Consider the following 18,002-nt stretch of genomic DNA (forward strand, 5'->3'; position numbering starts at 1 on the left):
CGCGCACATTTGCATGCAGGGCGGCAGACCGCAATTTTGCCTGATTTTGCTTTCGGGGGGATTGCATTGGGACGGCTTTCTGCGAAATGCGCCGAAAAATACGGATTTGGACCCGTTCTTACGCCATTGCGACGCAAGTGAATTGCACCCCTCCCCCGTCGGGGAAGGGGTGCCCAGCCTTAGTGCATCAGTGCAGCGACCGGCCGAACGTGAACTCGCCGTCCGTAAAGTCCACCGGAACCACGTCCTTCGCGGCGAACTTGCCCTCGAGAATCGCCCGCGCCACCGGGTTCTCGATCTGCTGCTGGATCGCGCGCTTGAGCGGACGCGCCCCGAACACCGGGTCGTACCCCGCGCTCGCGATACGCGCCAGCGCCGCCTCGCTGACATCGAGCGTCATGTCCATGCGAGCCAGACGCGACTGCAGGCGTTGCAGCTGGATCCGCGCGATGGACTCGATGTTCTTCTGATCCAGCGCGTGGAACACCACCACCTCGTCGATCCGGTTCAGGAACTCGGGGCGGAAATGCGTGCGCACTTCCTGCCAGACCGCGCCCTTCACCACGTCCTGCGGCTCGCCCGACATCGACTGGATCAGTTGCGAACCCAGGTTCGAGGTCATGACGATCACCGTGTTCTTGAAATCCACGGTACGGCCCTGCCCGTCGGTCAGACGGCCATCGTCGAGGACCTGCAGCAGCACGTTGAACACGTCCGGGTGCGCCTTCTCGACTTCATCGAGCAGCACCACCGAATACGGCTTGCGGCGTACGGCCTCGGTCAGATAACCGCCTTCCTCGTAGCCCACGTATCCCGGCGGCGCGCCGATCAGCCGGCTCACGCTGTGCTTCTCCATGAATTCGCTCATGTCGATGCGAATCAGGTGATCCTCCGAGTCGAACATGAACTCGGCCAGCGCCTTGCACAGCTCGGTCTTGCCCACGCCGGTGGGCCCGAGGAACAGGAACGAGCCATACGGCTTGTTCTCGTCCGCCAGACCCGCGCGCGAACGGCGAATCGCATCGGACACCAGGCGCACGGCCTCGTCCTGGCCGACCACGCGCGCATGCAGGCGGTCTTCCATCTTCAGCAGCTTCTCGCGCTCGCCCTGCATCATCTTCGACACGGGAATGCCCGTCGCGCGGCTCACCACCTCGGCGATTTCCTCGGCGCCGACCTGCGTGCGCAGCAGCTTGTTCGGCTGCTTCTGCTCGTTGGCCTCGGCCTTGTTCGCCGCCTGCAGCTTGCCCTCGAGTTCGGGCAGCTTGCCGTACTGCAGCTCCGCCACCTTGTCGAGCTTGCCCGCGCGCTGCAGCCGCGTGATCTCCAGACGAATCTGTTCGATCTCTTCCTTGAGCGCGGCCGCGCCCTGGGCGGCACCCTTCTCGGCGCGCCAGATCTCGTCGAGGTCCGCGTATTCCTTCTCCAGGCGCGCGATCTCCTGCTCGATCAGCTCGAGCCGCTTCAGCGACGCCTCGTCGGTTTCCTTCTTCACGGCCTCGCGCTCGATCTTCAGCTGGATCGTGCGGCGCTCGAGCTTGTCCATCGCCTCCGGCTTGGAATCGATTTCCATCTTGATGCGCGCGCCCGCCTCGTCGATCAGATCGATCGCCTTGTCCGGCAGGAAGCGGTCCGTGATGTACCGGTGCGAAAGTTCGGCCGCGGCCACGATGGCCGGGTCGGTGATCTCCACGCCATGGTGCAGTTCGTACTTCTCCTGCAGTCCGCGCAGGATCGCGATGGTCGCTTCCACGCTCGGCTCATCGACGAGCACCTTCTGGAAGCGGCGCTCGAGCGCGGCATCCTTCTCGATGTACTTGCGGTACTCGTCGAGCGTGGTCGCGCCGATGCAATGCAGCTCGCCGCGCGCGAGCGCCGGCTTGAGCATGTTGCCCGCATCGATCGCGCCCTCGGCCTTGCCCGCGCCGACCATCGTGTGGATCTCGTCGATGAAGACGATCGTCTGGCCTTCGTCCTTGGCCACGTCGCCGAGCACGGCCTTGAGCCGCTCCTCGAACTCGCCGCGGTACTTGGCGCCGGCCAGCAGGCCCGCCATGTCGAGCACGAGCACGCGCTTGTTCTTCAGCGATTCCGGCACTTCGCCGTTGACGATGCGCTGCGCGAGACCTTCGACGATCGCGGTCTTGCCCACGCCCGGCTCGCCGATCAGCACCGGATTGTTCTTGGTGCGGCGCTGCAGGATCTGGATCGCGCGGCGAATCTCGTCGTCGCGGCCGATCACGGGATCGAGCTTGCCCGAACGCGCGCGCTCGGTCAGATCGACCGTGTACTTCTTGAGCGCCTCGCGCTGCGATTCCGCATCGGCGCTGTTGACGCCGTCGCCGCCGCGCACGGCCACGATCGCGGCCTCGAGCGACTTGCGGACGAGCCCGTTCTCGCGCGCGATGCGCCCGGCCTCGCCCTTGTCGTCGGAGACGGCGAGCAGGAACAGTTCGCTGGCGATGAACTGGTCATTGCGCTTGATCGCCTCTTTCTCGGTGGCGTTGAGCAGATTGACGAGGTCGCGCCCGATCTGGACCTCGTTGGTGCCCGAGACCTGCGGCAGCCGCTTGATGGCCGCATCCAGCGCGGTCTGCAGGCCGTTGACGTTGACACCGGCGCGCGACAGCAGCGCGCGGGCCGCGCCGTCGTTCTGGGCGAGCAGCGCGCGCAGCAGATGCTGCGGTTCGATGTACTGGTTGTCATTGCCCAGCGCCAGGCTTTGCGCGTCGGAAAGCGCTTCCTGGAACCGGGTGGTGAATTTATCTAGACGCATGTGGAACCCTCTCTCTCGATGAGTGTGTCCTGATGCGGGACGGGACGCGCACGTCTTGCCGCGTACGCTCCGTATGCCGTGCCGGACACTGACTCAACGAAAGATAGGGCTTCGTGTAGTCTTTTCAAGACGCGCCGATGCCAAAGAGGCGATCGGCGCGTCATGCTTCAAACATCACAAACGTTCACGCGTCAAATATGCTCAATTCGGCACATCGACAACGTTCGCCGATACCGAGATCGTATTCGACGGGCCCGGCGATGCCGAGATCGGCGGCACGTTCGTCGCGGTGATGGCCGGCGCCGGCGTGCCGTTGAGCCCGCCCCGCGGCGTCGTGCGCACCACCTGGGACGGCGGCAGCGGCTGGTTGCTGCGCAGGTTCGCGTACACGGCATCGAGTGCGCGGTTCAGGTACAGGTGCAGCGGAATGTACCGGTTGCCGTACCCGGCGATGGCGCCGATAAACGCGTCGAAGTGCTGGCCGTTCTCCACCTCGATATACGAGAGCTTGCTGGCGGCCCCCTCCTGCGCGCGATTGAAGCCCAGATACGGGCGCGACGTATGGTTGACCGGCAGCAGGCCGTCGCTGCGGCCGTGCACGATCATGGCGGGCTTGCCGCGCAGGTTACCCGTGCGGTACGTCTGCGAAATGCCCGTCTGCACCGCCAGTGCCTGCGCGGTCGTACCCGTCAGCAGATCGCGCAGGCATTTGGCGCCCGGGAAGTTCGCGTCGGCCACGCCGCTCCCCGTCGACACCGACACGAAGTCGCGCGTCGGGCCACCCGATGCGACATCGTTGATCAGCGTCACGCCGCCGCCCGGCGGCACGCCATTGCCCGTGGCGAAGAACACGTTGAGCACGGCCGGCGAAATCTGCACGGGCGTGGACGCACCGCCGCCGATCGCCGCAAAGCTGTAGTTGCAGAGCCGGTCCGTCACGCTCGCGCGCGCATAGGCGTTGGCATAGGTGACCGAGATCGAACTGCCGACCTCGAGTCCCGACAGCGAGGCATAGAGGTCGTCGGACTCGGCTTCCCATCCGGCCGCCCGCAGCGCGGCGCGCGCGCTTGCGGACCGCGCGCTGATATCGGCACCGGTCACGAGGCCCGCGGTCGCGAGCGCCGCGCAACGATTGCCTGCGGTCACGGCCGGCACCCCCGCGAGGAACGGCGCATTGACGAGATTCACGTCCTGGCTCGCGCACAGCTGCATCAGGTTCGCCGTGGTCGTGTAGTCATAGAGATGCTTGCCCGACGCGGGCACCGACACACCGCCGCGGCGGACGGACACGCCCGCGGTAGGCGGCAGGTTCAGGTTCGGCTCGCCGACGGCCACGCCATCGATCAGCCCCGAGCTGTCCTGCTCGGCCGCGGCGATCGCCGCGCCGCCGCCGTTGGACACCGCCGAGGCAATGACGATGATCTTGTCCTTGCCGATGCTGGCCTGCCGCGTGCCATCGGTGGCCAACGCGCCGAACCGGTCGTTGATGGCCCAGATCGCGAACTCGATCGCCTGCAGCGTGTTATTGCCCCAGTCTTTCTCGGGATTCTGCTTCGAGTGCGCGTGCTTGAAGGCAAGCCGGTGCGGGAAGGCCGCGGTAAAGTCGGAGAGGGACTGCGCGCCCGGCTGCGCGACGAACTGCGCAGTCTTGCCCGCGCCCACGCGGGCCGCGCGCGTGCCATTGATCAGCGGCACGGTATCGGTGTCGAGGTCGTGCGGCGCGGCGCCCGTGCCCTTGTCCGTGAATGCCACCGCGCAGCCGCGCTTGAGCCCCCACTCGGCTACCGCAATGCCGCCGTAGATGCCGCGCGAGCCCGACGATGTGGCCGAGATCAGGCAGGGATTATTCGGATCGAACGTCGCCGGAATCTGAGCCATCAGCGTCACGTTCTGCAGGCCCGTGCCGTCGTCGGCAAACGCCAGATACTCGACGCCCGCGATCTTGCCCTGCCCGCTCGTGATATTGCCCTGCGCATCGACATTGGGACCGTACAGCGAACCGTAGCCACCGCTGGCCGTGGTGTCGACGATCGCACGGTAGTTGTTCCAGATGGCGTAGCGCCGCAGTTCGGCGGCGGTCGGCGCGTTGGGGTCCGCCGGCACCGGCGCCGTGGCGCTGCCGATGCCGTCCTTGCCCAGGCCGCCCGTCAGCAGGTCGTCGGTGTTGCCGTCGTAGGACAGCGTGTTGATGGTCCCGACCACGAACGTGGGCCGGTTGTTCGGATTCTGGCTGGTCCCCCCGCCACCGCCTCCGCCATTATTGTTGTTGTCGGAGCCGCCACAGGCGGCAATGGCGATGGTGCCGGCCGCTAGCGCGATCAGCTTCTGGCTCGCATGCATGAACTGTCTCCGTTGTCTTGAACTGCTTTGTGGGGCAAATCAGACGACACAAAAACACGCACAACACCAGATAGTAGGCGCTGGGAGCGCCGGAGCAGGATAGTGACTTACCCGAGCGCCCGGTAAGTCCAGATGCCGAGCGCGGTCAGCGCCAGCGAGCCACCGAGATGCAGCAGCAGATGGGCGAGCGCCCAGCCATATTCCCCGGTGTTCAGATTGGAGACGACCTCGGCCGAGAACGTCGAAAACGTGGTCAGGCCGCCGAGAAAGCCCGTAATCGCAAACAGGCGCCATTCGGCCGGCAACGCCGCGTTCGCGTGGAAAAACGCCACGGCCACACCGATGAGGTAGCCGCCGACGAGATTCGAGGCGAGCGTGCCGTACGGCAGCGCGGGATTCAGCGCGTTCCACATGACGGAGAACCCCCAGCGCAGCCATGCGCCGAGCGCCGCGCCGAGACCCACGGCAAGGAAACCCAACGGTGTCATAGGCACCTGTCAGTCCGGATCCGCATTGAAGGATTCGATCCCCCAGCGCCGCAGCGCCGCGTCGTCGCTCACGCGCGCATCGACCCAGCGCGCACCCTCGGGCGTTGCCTCCTTCTTCCAGAACGGCGCCTCGGACTTCAGATAGTCCATGATGAATTCGCACGCGGCAAAGGATTCGCCGCGATGGGCCGAGGCCACCGCCACCAGCACGATCTGGTCGAGCGGCTGCAGCAGCCCCACGCGGTGGACGATCGTCACGCCGAGCAAGGCCCACCGCTCGCGCGCCGCCGCCTCGATGCGGGCCAGCGCCTTCTCGGTCATGCCCGGATAGTGCTCGAGCTCCATCGTGCTGACGCTGCTGCCTTCGCTCACGTCGCGCACGGTGCCGATAAAGCTCGCGACCGCGCCCACGCCGGGATTGCCCGCACGCAGCGCCGCGACCTCCGCGCCGAGGTCGAAGTCCTCATGCTGGACACGCACGCTCATGGTCAGCCTCCGGTCACGGGGGGGAAGAACGCGACCTCGCAGCCGGCCGCCAGCGGCGTATCGGCGCGTGCCACCGCATGATCGACGGCCATGCGCAACGCGCGGCCCTCGGCCAGCGCCTCTTCCCATTGACCGCCGCGCGTGCGCAGCCATGCGCGCAGCGCGCCGACCGTCGTGACCTCGGCGGGGACACCCACGCGCTCCGCGCCGGTCCCGACCTGCTCTCTCACGCTCGCGAAGAATCGAAGCTCGATATCCATGATGTTCAGTCCAGCAGGCCCTGGAAGGGAATGAACGGCACGACGTCGCCGCGCCGGATCGGATGGTCGGGCGGATTGTCGATCAGCCCTTCGCCCCATACCGTGGACGTCAGCACGCCCGAGCTCTGGTTCGGGAACAGCTCGAGTCCGCCCTCGGCATTGAGGCGCGCGCGCAGGAATTCGTTGCGGCGGTCGCCCTTCGGCAGGTCGAAGTCCGCGCGCAGCGGCAGGCGGCGCATGGCCACGTCCTGCACGCCCTGCATGCGCAGCAGGAACGGCCGCACGAACAGCAGGAACGTCACGAAGCTCGACACGGGGTTGCCCGGCAGCCCGAGGAAGAACGTCTCGCCCACGGCACCGAATGCCAGCGGCTTGCCCGGCTTGATCGCGATCTGCCAGAGGTCGAGGCGCCCTTCCGCCTGCACGGCCGGACGCACGTGGTCTTCGTCGCCGACCGACACGCCGCCGGACGTGATGATCACGTCGTGGCCGTCGGCCGCGCGGCGCAGCGTGTCGCGCGTGGCCGCGAGCGTATCGGGCACGATGCCGAAGTCGGTCACCTCGCACCCGAGGTTTTGGAGCAGGCCGCGCAGCGTGTAGCGGTTGGAGTTGTAGATCGCGCCGGGCTTCAGCGGCTCGCCCGGCATCGCGAGTTCGTCGCCGGTAAAGAACACCGCCACGCGCACGCGGCGCGTGACGTCGAGCGTCGCCTGCCCGACAGAGGCCGCCAGACCGACGGCCTGCGGCGTCAGCCGCGTGCCCGCCGGCAGGATCACGCTACCGGCCTCGATATCCTCGCCCGCGCGGCGCACCCATTCTCCCGCGCGCGGCACATGGCGAATCACGACGCCATCGCCGTCGGCTTCGCATTGCTCCTGCATGATGACGGCATCGGCGCCGGGCGGAATCAGTCCGCCGGTGAAGATACGCGCGGCGGTACCGGGCGCGAGTTCCGTACCTACGTGGCCCGCCGGAATGCGCTGCGACACGGGCAACCGGACACCGGCGGCGGTCACGTCGGTGGCGCGCACGGCGTAGCCATCCATCGCGGTATTGTCGGCCGGCGGCACACGCAGCGCGCTCGTCACGGGCGCCGCCAGCACACGGCCATTGGCCGTCAGCGTGTCGATGGTCTCGGTATCGGCAATCTGCCTCGCGCCGGCCATCAGCGCGTCGAGCGCCTGCACCAGCGTGAGCATCGGGGGACGGGGGGAAGCTTGAGTCATGGTTAGGTCTGCGAGAACGCGCGACATGCGTAGCAGACCTGATTGTAGCGACTTGCTTACAGCCCCGTATGTCCAGCGATATAAGCCTTCACCTTCGACGCATCGTTCGGCATCACCTCGAACCGCTGCGGCAGCGCCTCGATTCCCTCGAACGCGGGCGGGCGTTCCGGCTCGTGGCCCAGTGCCTCGCGGATCGTTTCCGCGAACTTGGCGGGCAGCGCCGTCTCCAGCACCACCATCGGCACCCCCGGCGCCAGATGCTCGCGCGCCACCTTCACGCCATCCGCCGTATGCGTATCGATCGTGATGCCATAGCGCTCGCTGACCCCGCGAATCGTCGCCAGACGGTCGTCGTGCGTGCTGCGCCCCGACACGAACCCGAACTCGCGAATCCGCGCGAACTCGGGCGTGCCCGACAGATCGAACCCACCCTTGGTATCCACGTCGCGGAACAGCGCCGCGAGCTTGCCCGCGTCCTGGCCGAGCAGATCGAACACGAAGCGCTCGAAGTTCGAAGCCTTCGAGATATCCATGCTCGGGCTCGACGTGTGATACGTCTCCGCCGACTTGCGCACGCGATACGTGCCCGTACGGAAGAATTCGTCCAGCACGTCGTTCTCGTTGGTCGCCACCACGAGCTTGTCGATCGGCAACCCCATCATGCGCGCGATATGCCCCGCGCATACATTGCCGAAGTTGCCCGACGGCACGGAGAACGAGACCTTCTGCCCCGGACCCGTGGTCGCGAGCAGCCAGCCCTTGAAGTAATAGACCACCTGCGCCACGACCCGCGCCCAGTTGATCGAGTTGACCGTGCCGATACGCTGGCGCGCCTTGTAGTCGAGGTCGTTCGACACTGCCTTCACGATGTCCTGGCAATCGTCGAACACGCCTTCCACCGCGAGGTTGAAGATGTTCGGGTCCTGCAGGCTGAACATCTGCGCGGTCTGGAACGCGCTCATCTTGCGATGCGGGCTCAGCATGAACACGCGAATGCCGCGCTTGCCGCGCATCGCATACTCGGCCGCGCTGCCGGTATCGCCCGACGTCGCGCCGAGGATATTCAGTTCCTTGCCGGCCCGGCCGAGCGCGTACTCGAACAGGTTGCCCAGCAGCTGCATCGCCATGTCCTTGAACGCGAGCGTCGGCCCGTTGGACAGCCCCAGCAGCTGCAGCTTCGTGCCGCCTTCCTCGCCGAGCGTGCGCAGCGGCGTGATATCGGCGGTGTTGTCGCCCGCGCGCGCATTGCTGTACACGCTGGCGGTGTAGGTCTTGCGCGTCAGCGCGCGCAGGTCGTCTTCCGGAATGTCGTCGCAGAACTTGCGCAGCACCTCGTAGGCCAGATCGGCGTACGGCAGCTTGCGCCACGCTTCGAGTTCGTCGGCGGTGACCTGCGGATATTGCTTCGGCAGATAGAGCCCGCCGTCCGGCGCAAGGCCACCCAGCAGGATCTCTGAGAACGTTTGCGGCACATCGTGGCCGCGCGTCGACTGATAGTTCATGTTTCGATACGGCTGGGGCGTCAGTTCAGTTCTTCCATGCGCAGGCGCGTCACCGGGGACAGCACGGTGGCCAGCGACTCGATGCGCGCGATGGCCGCATTGATCTGCTTCTCGCGCGTCAGGTGCGTAAGGATGATGATGTCGGTCTGCGGCTCGCCCACGCGCGATTCCTTCTGCAGCATGGCGTCGATCGAGATCCCCGCTTCCGCCAGGATACGCGTGATCTCGGCCAGCACGCCGGTCTCGTCGGACACGCGCATGCGCAGATAGTACGAGCTCGTGACTTCCTCGATCGGCAGCACGGGCACCGTCGACAGCTCGTCGGGCTGGAATGCGAGGTGCGGCACGCGATGATTCGGATCGGCCGTGTGCAGGCGCGTCACGTCCACGAGGTCGGCAATCACGGCCGAGGCGGTCGGCTCGGCGCCGGCACCCTTGCCGTAGTACAGCGTCGTGCCCACGGCATCGGCCTGCACGAGCACGGCGTTCATCGCGCCCTCCACGTTGGCGATCAGGCGCGAGGCCGGCACCAGCGTCGGATGCACGCGCAGCTCCACGCCCTCTTCGCGGCGGCGCGTGATACCGAGCAGCTTGATGCGGTAGCCGAGTTCCTCGGCATAGCGGATATCGACGGCCGACAGCTTCGTGATGCCTTCCACGTGCGCCTTGTCGAACTGCACGGGCATGCCGAACGCGATCGCGCTCATCAGCGTGACCTTGTGCGCGGCGTCCACGCCCTCGATGTCGAACGTCGGATCGGCTTCGGCATAGCCGAGCTGCTGCGCTTCCTTGAGCACGACGTCGAAGTCCAGGCCCTTCTCGCGCATTTCCGAGAGGATGAAGTTCGTGGTGCCGTTGATGATGCCGGCGATCCACTGGATGCGGTTGGCCGTCAGGCCTTCGCGCAGCGCCTTGATGATGGGGATACCGCCCGCCACCGCAGCCTCGAACGCAACGATCACACCCTTGCGGCGCGCGGCTTCGAAGATCTCGTTGCCATGCACGGCCAGCAGCGCCTTGTTGGCGGTGACCACGTGCTTGCCGTTCTCGATCGCCTTGAGCACGAGCTCGCGCGCGATGCCGTAACCGCCGATCAGCTCGACGACGATATCGATGTCCGGATGCGCGACCACGAGGTTCGCGTCGTTCACGACCTCCACTTCCCCACCGGTCAGCTCCTTCGCGCGCTCGGTGTTGAGGTCCGCCACCATCGCAATCTCGATGCCGCGGCCTGCGCGGCGACGAATTTCTTCCTGATTGCGCTTGAGCACGTTGAACGTGCCGCTACCGACGGTACCGATGCCGAGCAGGCCTACTTTGATGGGATTCATGGACGTCTGACTTTCGTTGCTTGATGCGGGAAATCGATGGCGCGACCGAATGCCGGAAAATTCGGACTCAGGCCGTGCCGTGGCGTTTGCGATAGTTCTCGAGGAAGCGGCCGACGCGGTTGATCGCCTCGCGCAGGTCTTCCTCGTGGGGCAGGAACACGATCCGGAAATGGTCCGGACGCTCCCAGTTGAAGCCCGTGCCCTGCACGAGCAGCACCTTGGATTCCTGCAGCAGTTCGTAGATGAACTCCTGATCGTCCTGGATCGGGTACATCTCCGGATCCAGCTTCGGGAACAGATACAGCGCGGCCTTCGGCTTGACGCAGGTCACGCCCGGAATGGCCGTGATCAGCGAATGCGCGAGATCGCGCTGCCGGCGCAGGCGGCCGCCTTCGGCCACCAGGTCGTTGATGCTCTGGTAGCCGCCGAGCGCGGTCTGGATCGCCCACTGCCCCGGCACGTTCGCGCACAGGCGCATGGACGACAGCATGTTGAGGCCCTCGATATAGTCGAGCGCCGGACGCTTGTCGCCAGACACCACCATCCAGCCGGCCCGATAGCCGCACGAGCGGTAGTTCTTCGACAGGCCGTTGAAGGTCACCGTCAGCACGTCGGTGGACAGCGAGCCGATCGACGTATGCGTCTGGCCGTCGTACAGCACCTTGTCGTAGATCTCGTCGGCGAAGATGATCAGCCCGTGCTCGCGCGCGATCACGACCACTTCCTCGAGCAATTCGTCCGAATACAGCGCGCCGGTCGGGTTGTTCGGGTTGATGATCACGATCGCCTTGGTGTTCGGCGTGATCTTGCGACGGATGTCGTCGAGGTCAGGCATCCACTCGTTGGCCTCGTCGCACACATAGTGGACCGGCGTTCCGCCCGACAGACTGACCGCGGCCGTCCACAATGGATAGTCGGGCGCGGGCACCAGCACCTCGTCGCCGCTGTTCAGCAGCGCGTTCATCGACATCACGATGAGTTCGGACGCGCCGTTGCCCACGTAAATGTCGTCCAGCCCCACGCCCTGGATCTTCTTTTCCTGCGTGTAGTGCATGATCGCCTTGCGCGCGGCGAAGATCCCCTTCGAATCCGAGTAGCCCGCCGAGTTCGGCAGGTTGCGCATCATGTCCTGCTGGATTTCTTCCGGCGCATCGAACCCGAACACGGCCAGGTTGCCGATGTTCAGCTTGATGATCTTGTGCCCTTCTTCTTCCATCTGCTTGGCCTTCTCGAGCACCGGACCACGGATGTCGTAGCAGACGTTCTGGAGCTTGTTCGATTTCTGGATGGGTTTCACGGCGGCGATGGGAATGTCGGCAGAGGCACCGCCGGGCGGACAGTGCGACGCGAACGTGGCAGACAGGTAGGCAAAAGCTATAATTTATCGGATTATGACAGACTTCTGTATGGATTCCTGCACTGCAACCGCCATATCGCGCGGTTGCGCGCACGATCCTGCCACGCGCCCTTGAAACTCCACGCCGACTCCCCCCAAAGCCTCAATACCGTGACCGCCTATGGCCCCGGTTATATCGAGATCAATGCGGTCCGCCACGAGCGGTCGCTGCTGGTCATGCCCGAAGGCGCGGTCGAGCCCTGGCCCGTCGATCGCTTCGAGGACCTTGCGCCCGAGCACTTCGAGGCCCTGCTCGACAAGGGCGCCGAAGTGGTGCTGCTGGGCACCGGCAACCGCCTGCGGTTTCCGCACCCGCGCCTGACCGCCGCCCTTGCGCGGCGCCGGATCGGGGTGGAAGCCATGGACATGCAGGCCGCATGCCGCACCTACAATATCCTCATGGCCGAGGGCCGCAAGGTCGCGGCAGTGCTGCTGCTGGATCCCGCTGGCGCCTGACCGCCACATTTTTTTGCCAAGTTGAGCCGGCGGCACGCTTGAAGTCCGGGGAGCCGCCCCAATCTGCACTCGCCATGGCGAGAGCCATCACCGACCTGGTGAACGCCAGACAAAGAGCCCAACAGGAGCCATCAGCATGACAGTGAGCCTCAACAAGGCCGTTCCCGACTTCCAGGCCCCCGCCACCGGCGGCGACTTCCGGCTGGCCGACCATCGCGGCAAGACCGTGGTGCTGTACTTCTACCCGAAGGACAATACGCCGGGATGCACCACGGAAGCGATGAACTTCCGCGACCAGTACGACGCCTTCCAGGCCGCCGGCGTATCCGTGTTCGGCATCTCCCGGGACAGCCTGAAGTCCCACGAGAACTTCAAGGCCAAGCTGGACCTGCCGTTCGAGCTGATCTCGGACAGCGACGAAGCCATCTGCAACACGTTCGACGTCATCAAGATGAAAAAGATGTATGGCAAGGACGTGCGCGGAATCGAGCGCAGCACTTTCATCGTCGACGGCAAGGGCGTCCTCCGCCACGAGATGCGCGGCATCAAGGTGCCGAACCACGTCGACGAGGTGCTCGACATCGTCAAGGGGATGTAAGCGCGGCACGCGCGCGACATCTCGACGATGTCATCGCGCGGGACGATTGCCAAACGGAAATCGTTCGGATACATTGGGCCGTAATGCGTTCCGATCACAGTTGCCACGCCGCTTCACCTGACTGGCCAAGGCGCCTAGCGCCAAGGGCCGGAGGCGGACCTGCCGTAACTATCCAGAGCACCATCGAAAGCATCATCACGCGTCGCCATCCGGGACACCTCGAAAGCCGCCCTACCTGTTATGCAGGCATGGCGGCTTTTTTGATGCCCTCATCATCCCCCGCCGTCGTCCCCTGAAAGGAAAGCCAAGCATGCCGCTGCCTACCATGCCCGCCAAGCCTGCCCAACTGCTGGACCCGAGCGAGTTCGCTCCGGTCACATTGCCCAAGGCCAAAGCCGCGACGCAGGGTAAAAAACCGGTGCCGGTGCTCGAGCGTGTGGCACTGCTCGAGACCGGCACAACGTCGAACGGCACTGACCCGGCAGCCGACACCGGGGCCCCCGCGACCCGTGGGCGCGCCGGCACGGCCACGCGCGCCCGCACGCCGGACGCACCGGTCGCGCCGCCCGCCACCATGGGTGCCGCACCGGTCAGCCTCGTCAAGCCGGCCGCCGGCCCGACGCGCCGCGCACGCAAGCTGGAAGGCCCGAGCAAGCTGTTCGTGCTCGATACCAACGTGCTGATGCACGACCCCAGCTCGCTGTTCCGCTTCGAAGAGCACGACATCTATCTGCCGATGATGACGCTCGAGGAGCTGGACAACCACAAGAAGGGGATGAGCGAAGTCGCGCGTAACGCGCGGACCGTCAGCCGCACGCTCGACGCGCTGGTCGGCGGCACGGACGGCGTGCTCGACGAAGGGCTGCCGCTTGCCAAGCTTGGCAACCGCGACGCGCAGGGCAAGCTGTTCTTCCAGACCACGCTGAACGACATCAAGCTGCCCGAAGGCCTGCCGCAGGGCAAGGCCGACAACCAGATTCTCGGCGTGGTCAGCGCGCTGCAGCAGCAGCATCCCGAACGTCAGGTCGTGCTGGTGTCCAAGGACATCAACATGCGCATCAAGGCGCGTGCGCTCGGCCTGCCCGCGGAAGACTACTTCAACGACCAGGTCCTCGAAGACAAGGACCTGCTCTACGCGGGCGTCATGCAGCTGCCCAACGACTTCTGGGCGCGGCACGGCAAGGGCGTGGAGAGCTGGCAGGATCCGAAGTCGGGCGCGATGTTCTACCGCCTGACCGGCCCGCTGGTGCCGTCGTTCCTCGTCAACCAGTTCGTCTACCTCGAGCCGATGGACGGCAGCCTGCCGCTGTACGCGCAGGTCAAGGAGATCAACGGCAAGACCGCGCTGCTGCAGACCCTCAAGGACTACACGCACAACAAGAACAATGTGTGGAGCGTGACCGCGCGCAACCGCGAGCAGAACTTCGCGCTGAACCTGCTGATGAGCCCGGACATCGACTTCGTCACGCTGCTCGGCCAGGCCGGTACCGGCAAGACGCTGCTCGCGCTGGCCTCGGGCCTCGAGCAGGTGCTCGACCAGAAGCTGTACAACGAGATCATCGTCACGCGCGCGACCGTGCCCGTGGGCGAGGACATCGGCTTCCTGCCCGGCACGGAGGAAGAAAAGATGCAGCCGTGGATGGGCGCGTTCGACGATAACCTCGAGGTCCTGCAGAAGAGCGACGACAGCGCCGGGGAATGGGGCCGCGCCGCCACGCAGGAACTCATCCGCTCGCGCATCAAGGTCAAGAGCATGAACTTCATGCGCGGCCGCACGTTCGTGAACAAGTTCGTGATTATCGACGAGGCGCAGAACCTGACGCCGAAGCAGATGAAGACGCTGGTCACGCGCGCGGGTCCCGGTACCAAGATCGTCTGCCTCGGCAATATCGCGCAGATCGATACCCCGTACCTGACGGAAGGGTCGTCCGGCCTGACCTACGTGGTGGATCGCTTCAAGGGATGGAGCCACAGCGGCCACGTCACGCTCGCGCGCGGCGAACGCTCGCGGCTGGCCGACCACGCGGCCGACGTGCTGTAACGCCAGGCTGTCCGGCAAACGGCGTAGGCCGTTTGCCGACAGCCAGACCGGTTCAATCCGGATAGGATGCCCAAGTGTAATCAGAAAGATTCCCGGGAGGCGTCGATGCACAAGCAAGAGCCGTTCAACCAGTATTTGCCTGGCAGCCGCACGCTGTTCTCGCGCAACGCGCGTTCGGCGCGGCGGCGCCGTATCGCCGTCGCGGCGGTGTTCGGCACCGTTGTGATATGCGCCCTGACCTGGCGTCCGGCCCGCGCGGCCGACGAAATGGTGATCCGCACGATGGGTCCGGTCAGCTACGTCTGCGGCGGCGTCGCCGAGGACGAACGCGCGAAACTGGCCGCTCAGGAGAAGAACTTCAATATGGGCATCCTGTTCACGCAGGGGCCCAGCGGCGAGTATCTGTCGGACGTCGACGTCAAGCTCACGATGGACGACGGCCAGCAGGTCGCCACGTTCAAGGCAGGCGGTCCACGCTGCCTCATACGTGCGCCCGAAGGCAGTTACAATATCGAGGCCAGTTACAAGGGTCAGCCCAAGACCCTGAAGATCAGTACCGGCACCCGCAACGCCCAACTGCGCTGGTAGCGCATTCGACGGCATCCGAGGCGTCGATGCGCGGCCGGCACCCGGAATGACGATGCCGCAGCGCCCGACGCCCTTTTCTTTCAGTTTCCGTCTCGGCTTCCCTCTCGGCAGCCGCCTGACCGTGCTTGGCATGGCGCTGCTGCTTGCCGCCTGCGCGGGCTCGCCGCCCAGCCGGCACGGCTCGACGCCGCCACGCGCGCCGGGCAAGCCCATGAACGACCCCAGCGTCGGCCTCGAGGAAATCTCGATCCAGGCCATGTCGCTGGTCGGCACGCCCTACCGCTACGGCGGCAACACCCCCGACTCCGGATTCGACTGCAGCGGCCTCGTGCGCTACGTGGTGCAGCGCGCGGCCAGCGTGACGCTGCCGCGCACGACCGAGCAGATGGGCACGCGCGGCACTTCACTGAACCGGAGCGAAGTCGCGTCCGGCGACCTCGTGTTCTTCAACACGACCGGCCGCGCCAATTCTCACGTGGGTATCTATGTGGGACAGAACCGCTTCGTGCACGCCCCGGCAACGGGGGGCACGGTACGGCTGGAGGATATGGGGAAGTCGTACTGGGCAACGCGCTACAACGGCGCGCGCCGTGTGGTGGCCGCGAACAGCCTCGGGGCGCCGGAGCCGGCGCCGTCGTTCCAGCCAGCCCCGCCCGTACCGGCCGCGCCTTCGGTGCCGATCGAACCGGCGCCCGCCAATGACGACGGCGACGATCCGATCGCCGCATTCGCCAACAAACGCTGAGCGGCATCCGCGAGCGAATCGCGCAGGTTCAGCGGCGGGCGTATCCGGCCAGAGTGCGCAGAGCGTTCAGAGGATATGCTTGCCGACCCACCAGGCGATGGCGGCCATGAACGCCGACGCGGGAATGGTCAGCACCCACGCCCAGACGATATTGCCCGCCACGCCCCAGCGCACGGCCGACATCTTCTGCGCCGAACCGACGCCGACGATGGCGCCCGTAATGGTGTGGGTGGTGGACACCGGCACGCCCAGCGCCGAAGCGATAAACAGCGTCATCGCGCCACCGGTCTCCGCGCAGAAACCGCCGACGGGCTTCAGCTTGGTGATCTTCTGACCCATGGTCCGCACGATCCGCCAGCCGCCGAACAGCGTGCCCATGCCGATGGCCACGTAGCAGCTCACGATCACCCATGCCGGCGGCTCGCCACCGCCCGCGGCCACATGGCCGCTCGCGATCAGCAGCATCCAGATGATGCCGATGGTCTTCTGCGCGTCGTTGCCGCCATGGCCAAGGCTGTACAGCGATGCCGACACCAGCTGCAGCCGGCGGAACCAGCGGTCCACGCGCGACGGCGGCGTACGGAAGAACGTCCAGCCCACGATCACCATCATGATCGAGCCGAGCAGGAAACCCAGCAGCGGCGAGATCAGGATGAATGCCACGGTCTTCAGCAGACCGCCACCGACCAGCGCGCCCGTGCCCGACTTGGCCACCGCCGCGCCCACCAGGCCGCCGATCAGCGCGTGCGAGGACGACGAAGGAATGCCGTAGTACCAGGTAATCAGATTCCAGACGATGGCCCCGACCAGCGCGCCGAACACCACGTAATGGTCCACGACGTGGATGTCGATCGTGCCCGTGCCGACGGTGGCCGCCACCTTCAGATGGAAGATGAAGATCGCCACCACATTGCACATGGCCGCCATGGCCACCGCATGGTGCGGCTTGAGCACGCCCGTGGAGACGACCGTCGCAATCGAGTTGGCCGCGTCGTGGAAGCCGTTCATGAAGTCGAACAGCAACGCGAGCGCGACCAGCAGGCCGATCACCCACAAGCTCATTTGAATGGTTTGCATGCGGTGCCGCGCCTTACGCGTTTTCCAGGACGATGCCTTCGATGATGTTGGCCACGTCCTCGCACTTGTCGGTGATCGACTCCAGCTGCTCGTAGATCGCCTTCAGCTTGATCAGGCGCTTGACGTCGGTTTCCTCGCGGAACAGCTTCGACATCGCGGAACGCATCACGCGATCGGCCTCGGACTCGAGCTGATCGATCTGCTGCGCTGTCTTGAGGATCGTGCTGGCATTGCCCATGTCCTCGAGCAGCGCCACGGCGATCTTGACCTGGTCGCAGCACTGTACGCAGATCGCCGCGAGGCGGCGCGCCTCGTCGGTGATATTGGTCACGTCGTACAGCGAGATCGTCTCGGCCACGTCTTCCATCAGGTCGAGGATGTCGTCCATCGTCGTGATGAGCTTGTGGATCTCGTCCCGGTCCAGCGGCGTGATGAACGTCTTGTGCAGCAGGTCCACGGTGTCGTGGGTGATGCGGTCCGCCTTCTTCTCGGTGGCCTGCACGCGGCGCGCATGGGCTTCGGCGTTGGGCAGGTCGTTGACCAGCGCCTCGAGCTCATGGGCTGCCGTGACGGCGCAGTCCGCGTGCTGGTTGAAGTATTCGAAGAACTTGCCCTCGGTGGGCATGAATCGACCGAACATGAAATGTCCTTGTGCGTGCGATGGCATGACAGCCGCGCGCGGGCGGCTGTCA

General features: G+C 65.7%; 16 protein-coding genes. 5 read left to right on the forward strand and 11 right to left on the reverse strand.

Going from position 1 to position 18,002, the window contains the following annotated elements:
- Positions 1–187: 187 nt before the first annotated feature.
- The 9 genes from clpB to AAHB16_RS01420 form a co-directional block, all read right to left on the reverse strand.
- On the reverse strand, positions 188–2,776 hold the full coding sequence (clpB, locus tag AAHB16_RS01380) for an ATP-dependent chaperone ClpB (RefSeq protein WP_150372040.1): 2,589 nt from the start codon (positions 2,774–2,776) through the stop codon (positions 188–190).
- 201 nt (positions 2,777–2,977) lie between these two features.
- The gene (locus tag AAHB16_RS01385; RefSeq protein ID WP_342049848.1) at positions 2,978–5,116 is read right to left on the reverse strand and encodes a 3-hydroxybutyrate oligomer hydrolase family protein; all 2,139 of its coding nucleotides are present in this window, start codon (positions 5,114–5,116) and stop codon (positions 2,978–2,980) included.
- A gap of 107 nt (positions 5,117–5,223) precedes the next feature.
- On the reverse strand, positions 5,224–5,604 hold the full coding sequence (gene crcB, locus AAHB16_RS01390) for a fluoride efflux transporter CrcB (RefSeq protein ID WP_342049849.1): 381 nt from the start codon (positions 5,602–5,604) through the stop codon (positions 5,224–5,226).
- A 9-nt stretch (positions 5,605–5,613) separates the two neighbouring features.
- Positions 5,614–6,090 carry a molybdopterin synthase catalytic subunit MoaE gene (gene moaE / locus AAHB16_RS01395; protein WP_150372043.1) on the reverse strand — a complete coding sequence of 159 codons (477 nt, stop codon included), beginning with the start codon at positions 6,088–6,090 and terminating at the stop codon, positions 5,614–5,616.
- 2 nt (positions 6,091–6,092) lie between these two features.
- Complete coding sequence (gene moaD / locus AAHB16_RS01400; RefSeq protein ID WP_150372044.1) at positions 6,093–6,350, reverse strand: molybdopterin converting factor subunit 1; 258 nt, start codon at positions 6,348–6,350, stop codon at positions 6,093–6,095.
- A gap of 5 nt (positions 6,351–6,355) precedes the next feature.
- The gene (locus tag AAHB16_RS01405) at positions 6,356–7,549 is read right to left on the reverse strand and encodes a molybdopterin molybdotransferase MoeA (protein ID WP_342050016.1); all 1,194 of its coding nucleotides are present in this window, start codon (positions 7,547–7,549) and stop codon (positions 6,356–6,358) included.
- 83 nt (positions 7,550–7,632) lie between these two features.
- Positions 7,633–9,078, reverse strand: a complete 1,446-nt coding sequence (thrC, locus tag AAHB16_RS01410; RefSeq protein WP_150372046.1) for a threonine synthase — start codon at positions 9,076–9,078, stop codon at positions 7,633–7,635.
- A 20-nt stretch (positions 9,079–9,098) separates the two neighbouring features.
- Positions 9,099–10,409 carry a homoserine dehydrogenase gene (locus tag AAHB16_RS01415; RefSeq protein ID WP_150372047.1) on the reverse strand — a complete coding sequence of 437 codons (1,311 nt, stop codon included), beginning with the start codon at positions 10,407–10,409 and terminating at the stop codon, positions 9,099–9,101.
- Between the two features lie 67 nt (positions 10,410–10,476).
- The gene (locus AAHB16_RS01420; protein WP_150372048.1) at positions 10,477–11,706 is read right to left on the reverse strand and encodes a pyridoxal phosphate-dependent aminotransferase; all 1,230 of its coding nucleotides are present in this window, start codon (positions 11,704–11,706) and stop codon (positions 10,477–10,479) included.
- Positions 11,707–11,877: 171 nt separating this feature from the next.
- On the opposite strand from AAHB16_RS01420, the gene AAHB16_RS01425 reads away from it, so the two are divergent.
- The 5 genes from AAHB16_RS01425 to AAHB16_RS01445 all read left to right on the forward strand — a co-directional run bounded on the left by AAHB16_RS01425 (position 11,878) and on the right by AAHB16_RS01445 (position 16,233).
- The gene (locus AAHB16_RS01425) at positions 11,878–12,261 is read left to right on the forward strand and encodes an Mth938-like domain-containing protein (RefSeq protein ID WP_150372049.1); all 384 of its coding nucleotides are present in this window, start codon (positions 11,878–11,880) and stop codon (positions 12,259–12,261) included.
- Between the two features lie 136 nt (positions 12,262–12,397).
- The gene (locus AAHB16_RS01430) at positions 12,398–12,859 is read left to right on the forward strand and encodes a peroxiredoxin (RefSeq protein ID WP_342049850.1); all 462 of its coding nucleotides are present in this window, start codon (positions 12,398–12,400) and stop codon (positions 12,857–12,859) included.
- 310 nt (positions 12,860–13,169) lie between these two features.
- Positions 13,170–14,900 (forward strand): PhoH family protein, encoded by a 1,731-nt coding sequence (locus tag AAHB16_RS01435; protein WP_150372051.1) that lies wholly within the window; start codon positions 13,170–13,172, stop codon positions 14,898–14,900.
- Positions 14,901–15,005: 105 nt separating this feature from the next.
- Positions 15,006–15,488, forward strand: coding sequence for a hypothetical protein (locus AAHB16_RS01440; RefSeq protein ID WP_342049851.1), 483 nt, complete (start codon positions 15,006–15,008; stop codon positions 15,486–15,488).
- Positions 15,489–15,540: 52 nt separating this feature from the next.
- Complete coding sequence (locus tag AAHB16_RS01445) at positions 15,541–16,233, forward strand: C40 family peptidase (protein WP_446718050.1); 693 nt, start codon at positions 15,541–15,543, stop codon at positions 16,231–16,233.
- Between the two features lie 66 nt (positions 16,234–16,299).
- Here the strand turns inward: AAHB16_RS01445 and AAHB16_RS01450 are convergent, their stop codons facing one another.
- Positions 16,300–17,310: an inorganic phosphate transporter gene (locus tag AAHB16_RS01450; protein ID WP_342049852.1), complete on the reverse strand. Its 1,011-nt coding sequence runs from the start codon at positions 17,308–17,310 to the stop codon at positions 16,300–16,302.
- Between the two features lie 13 nt (positions 17,311–17,323).
- Positions 17,324–17,950, reverse strand: coding sequence for a DUF47 domain-containing protein (locus AAHB16_RS01455; RefSeq protein WP_150372055.1), 627 nt, complete (start codon positions 17,948–17,950; stop codon positions 17,324–17,326).
- Between the last annotated feature and the right edge of the window lie 52 nt (positions 17,951–18,002).

The sequence above is a fragment of the Cupriavidus sp. OTU4054 genome (assembly GCF_038440175.1).
Lineage (GTDB): Bacteria > Pseudomonadota > Gammaproteobacteria > Burkholderiales > Burkholderiaceae > Cupriavidus > Cupriavidus pauculus_D.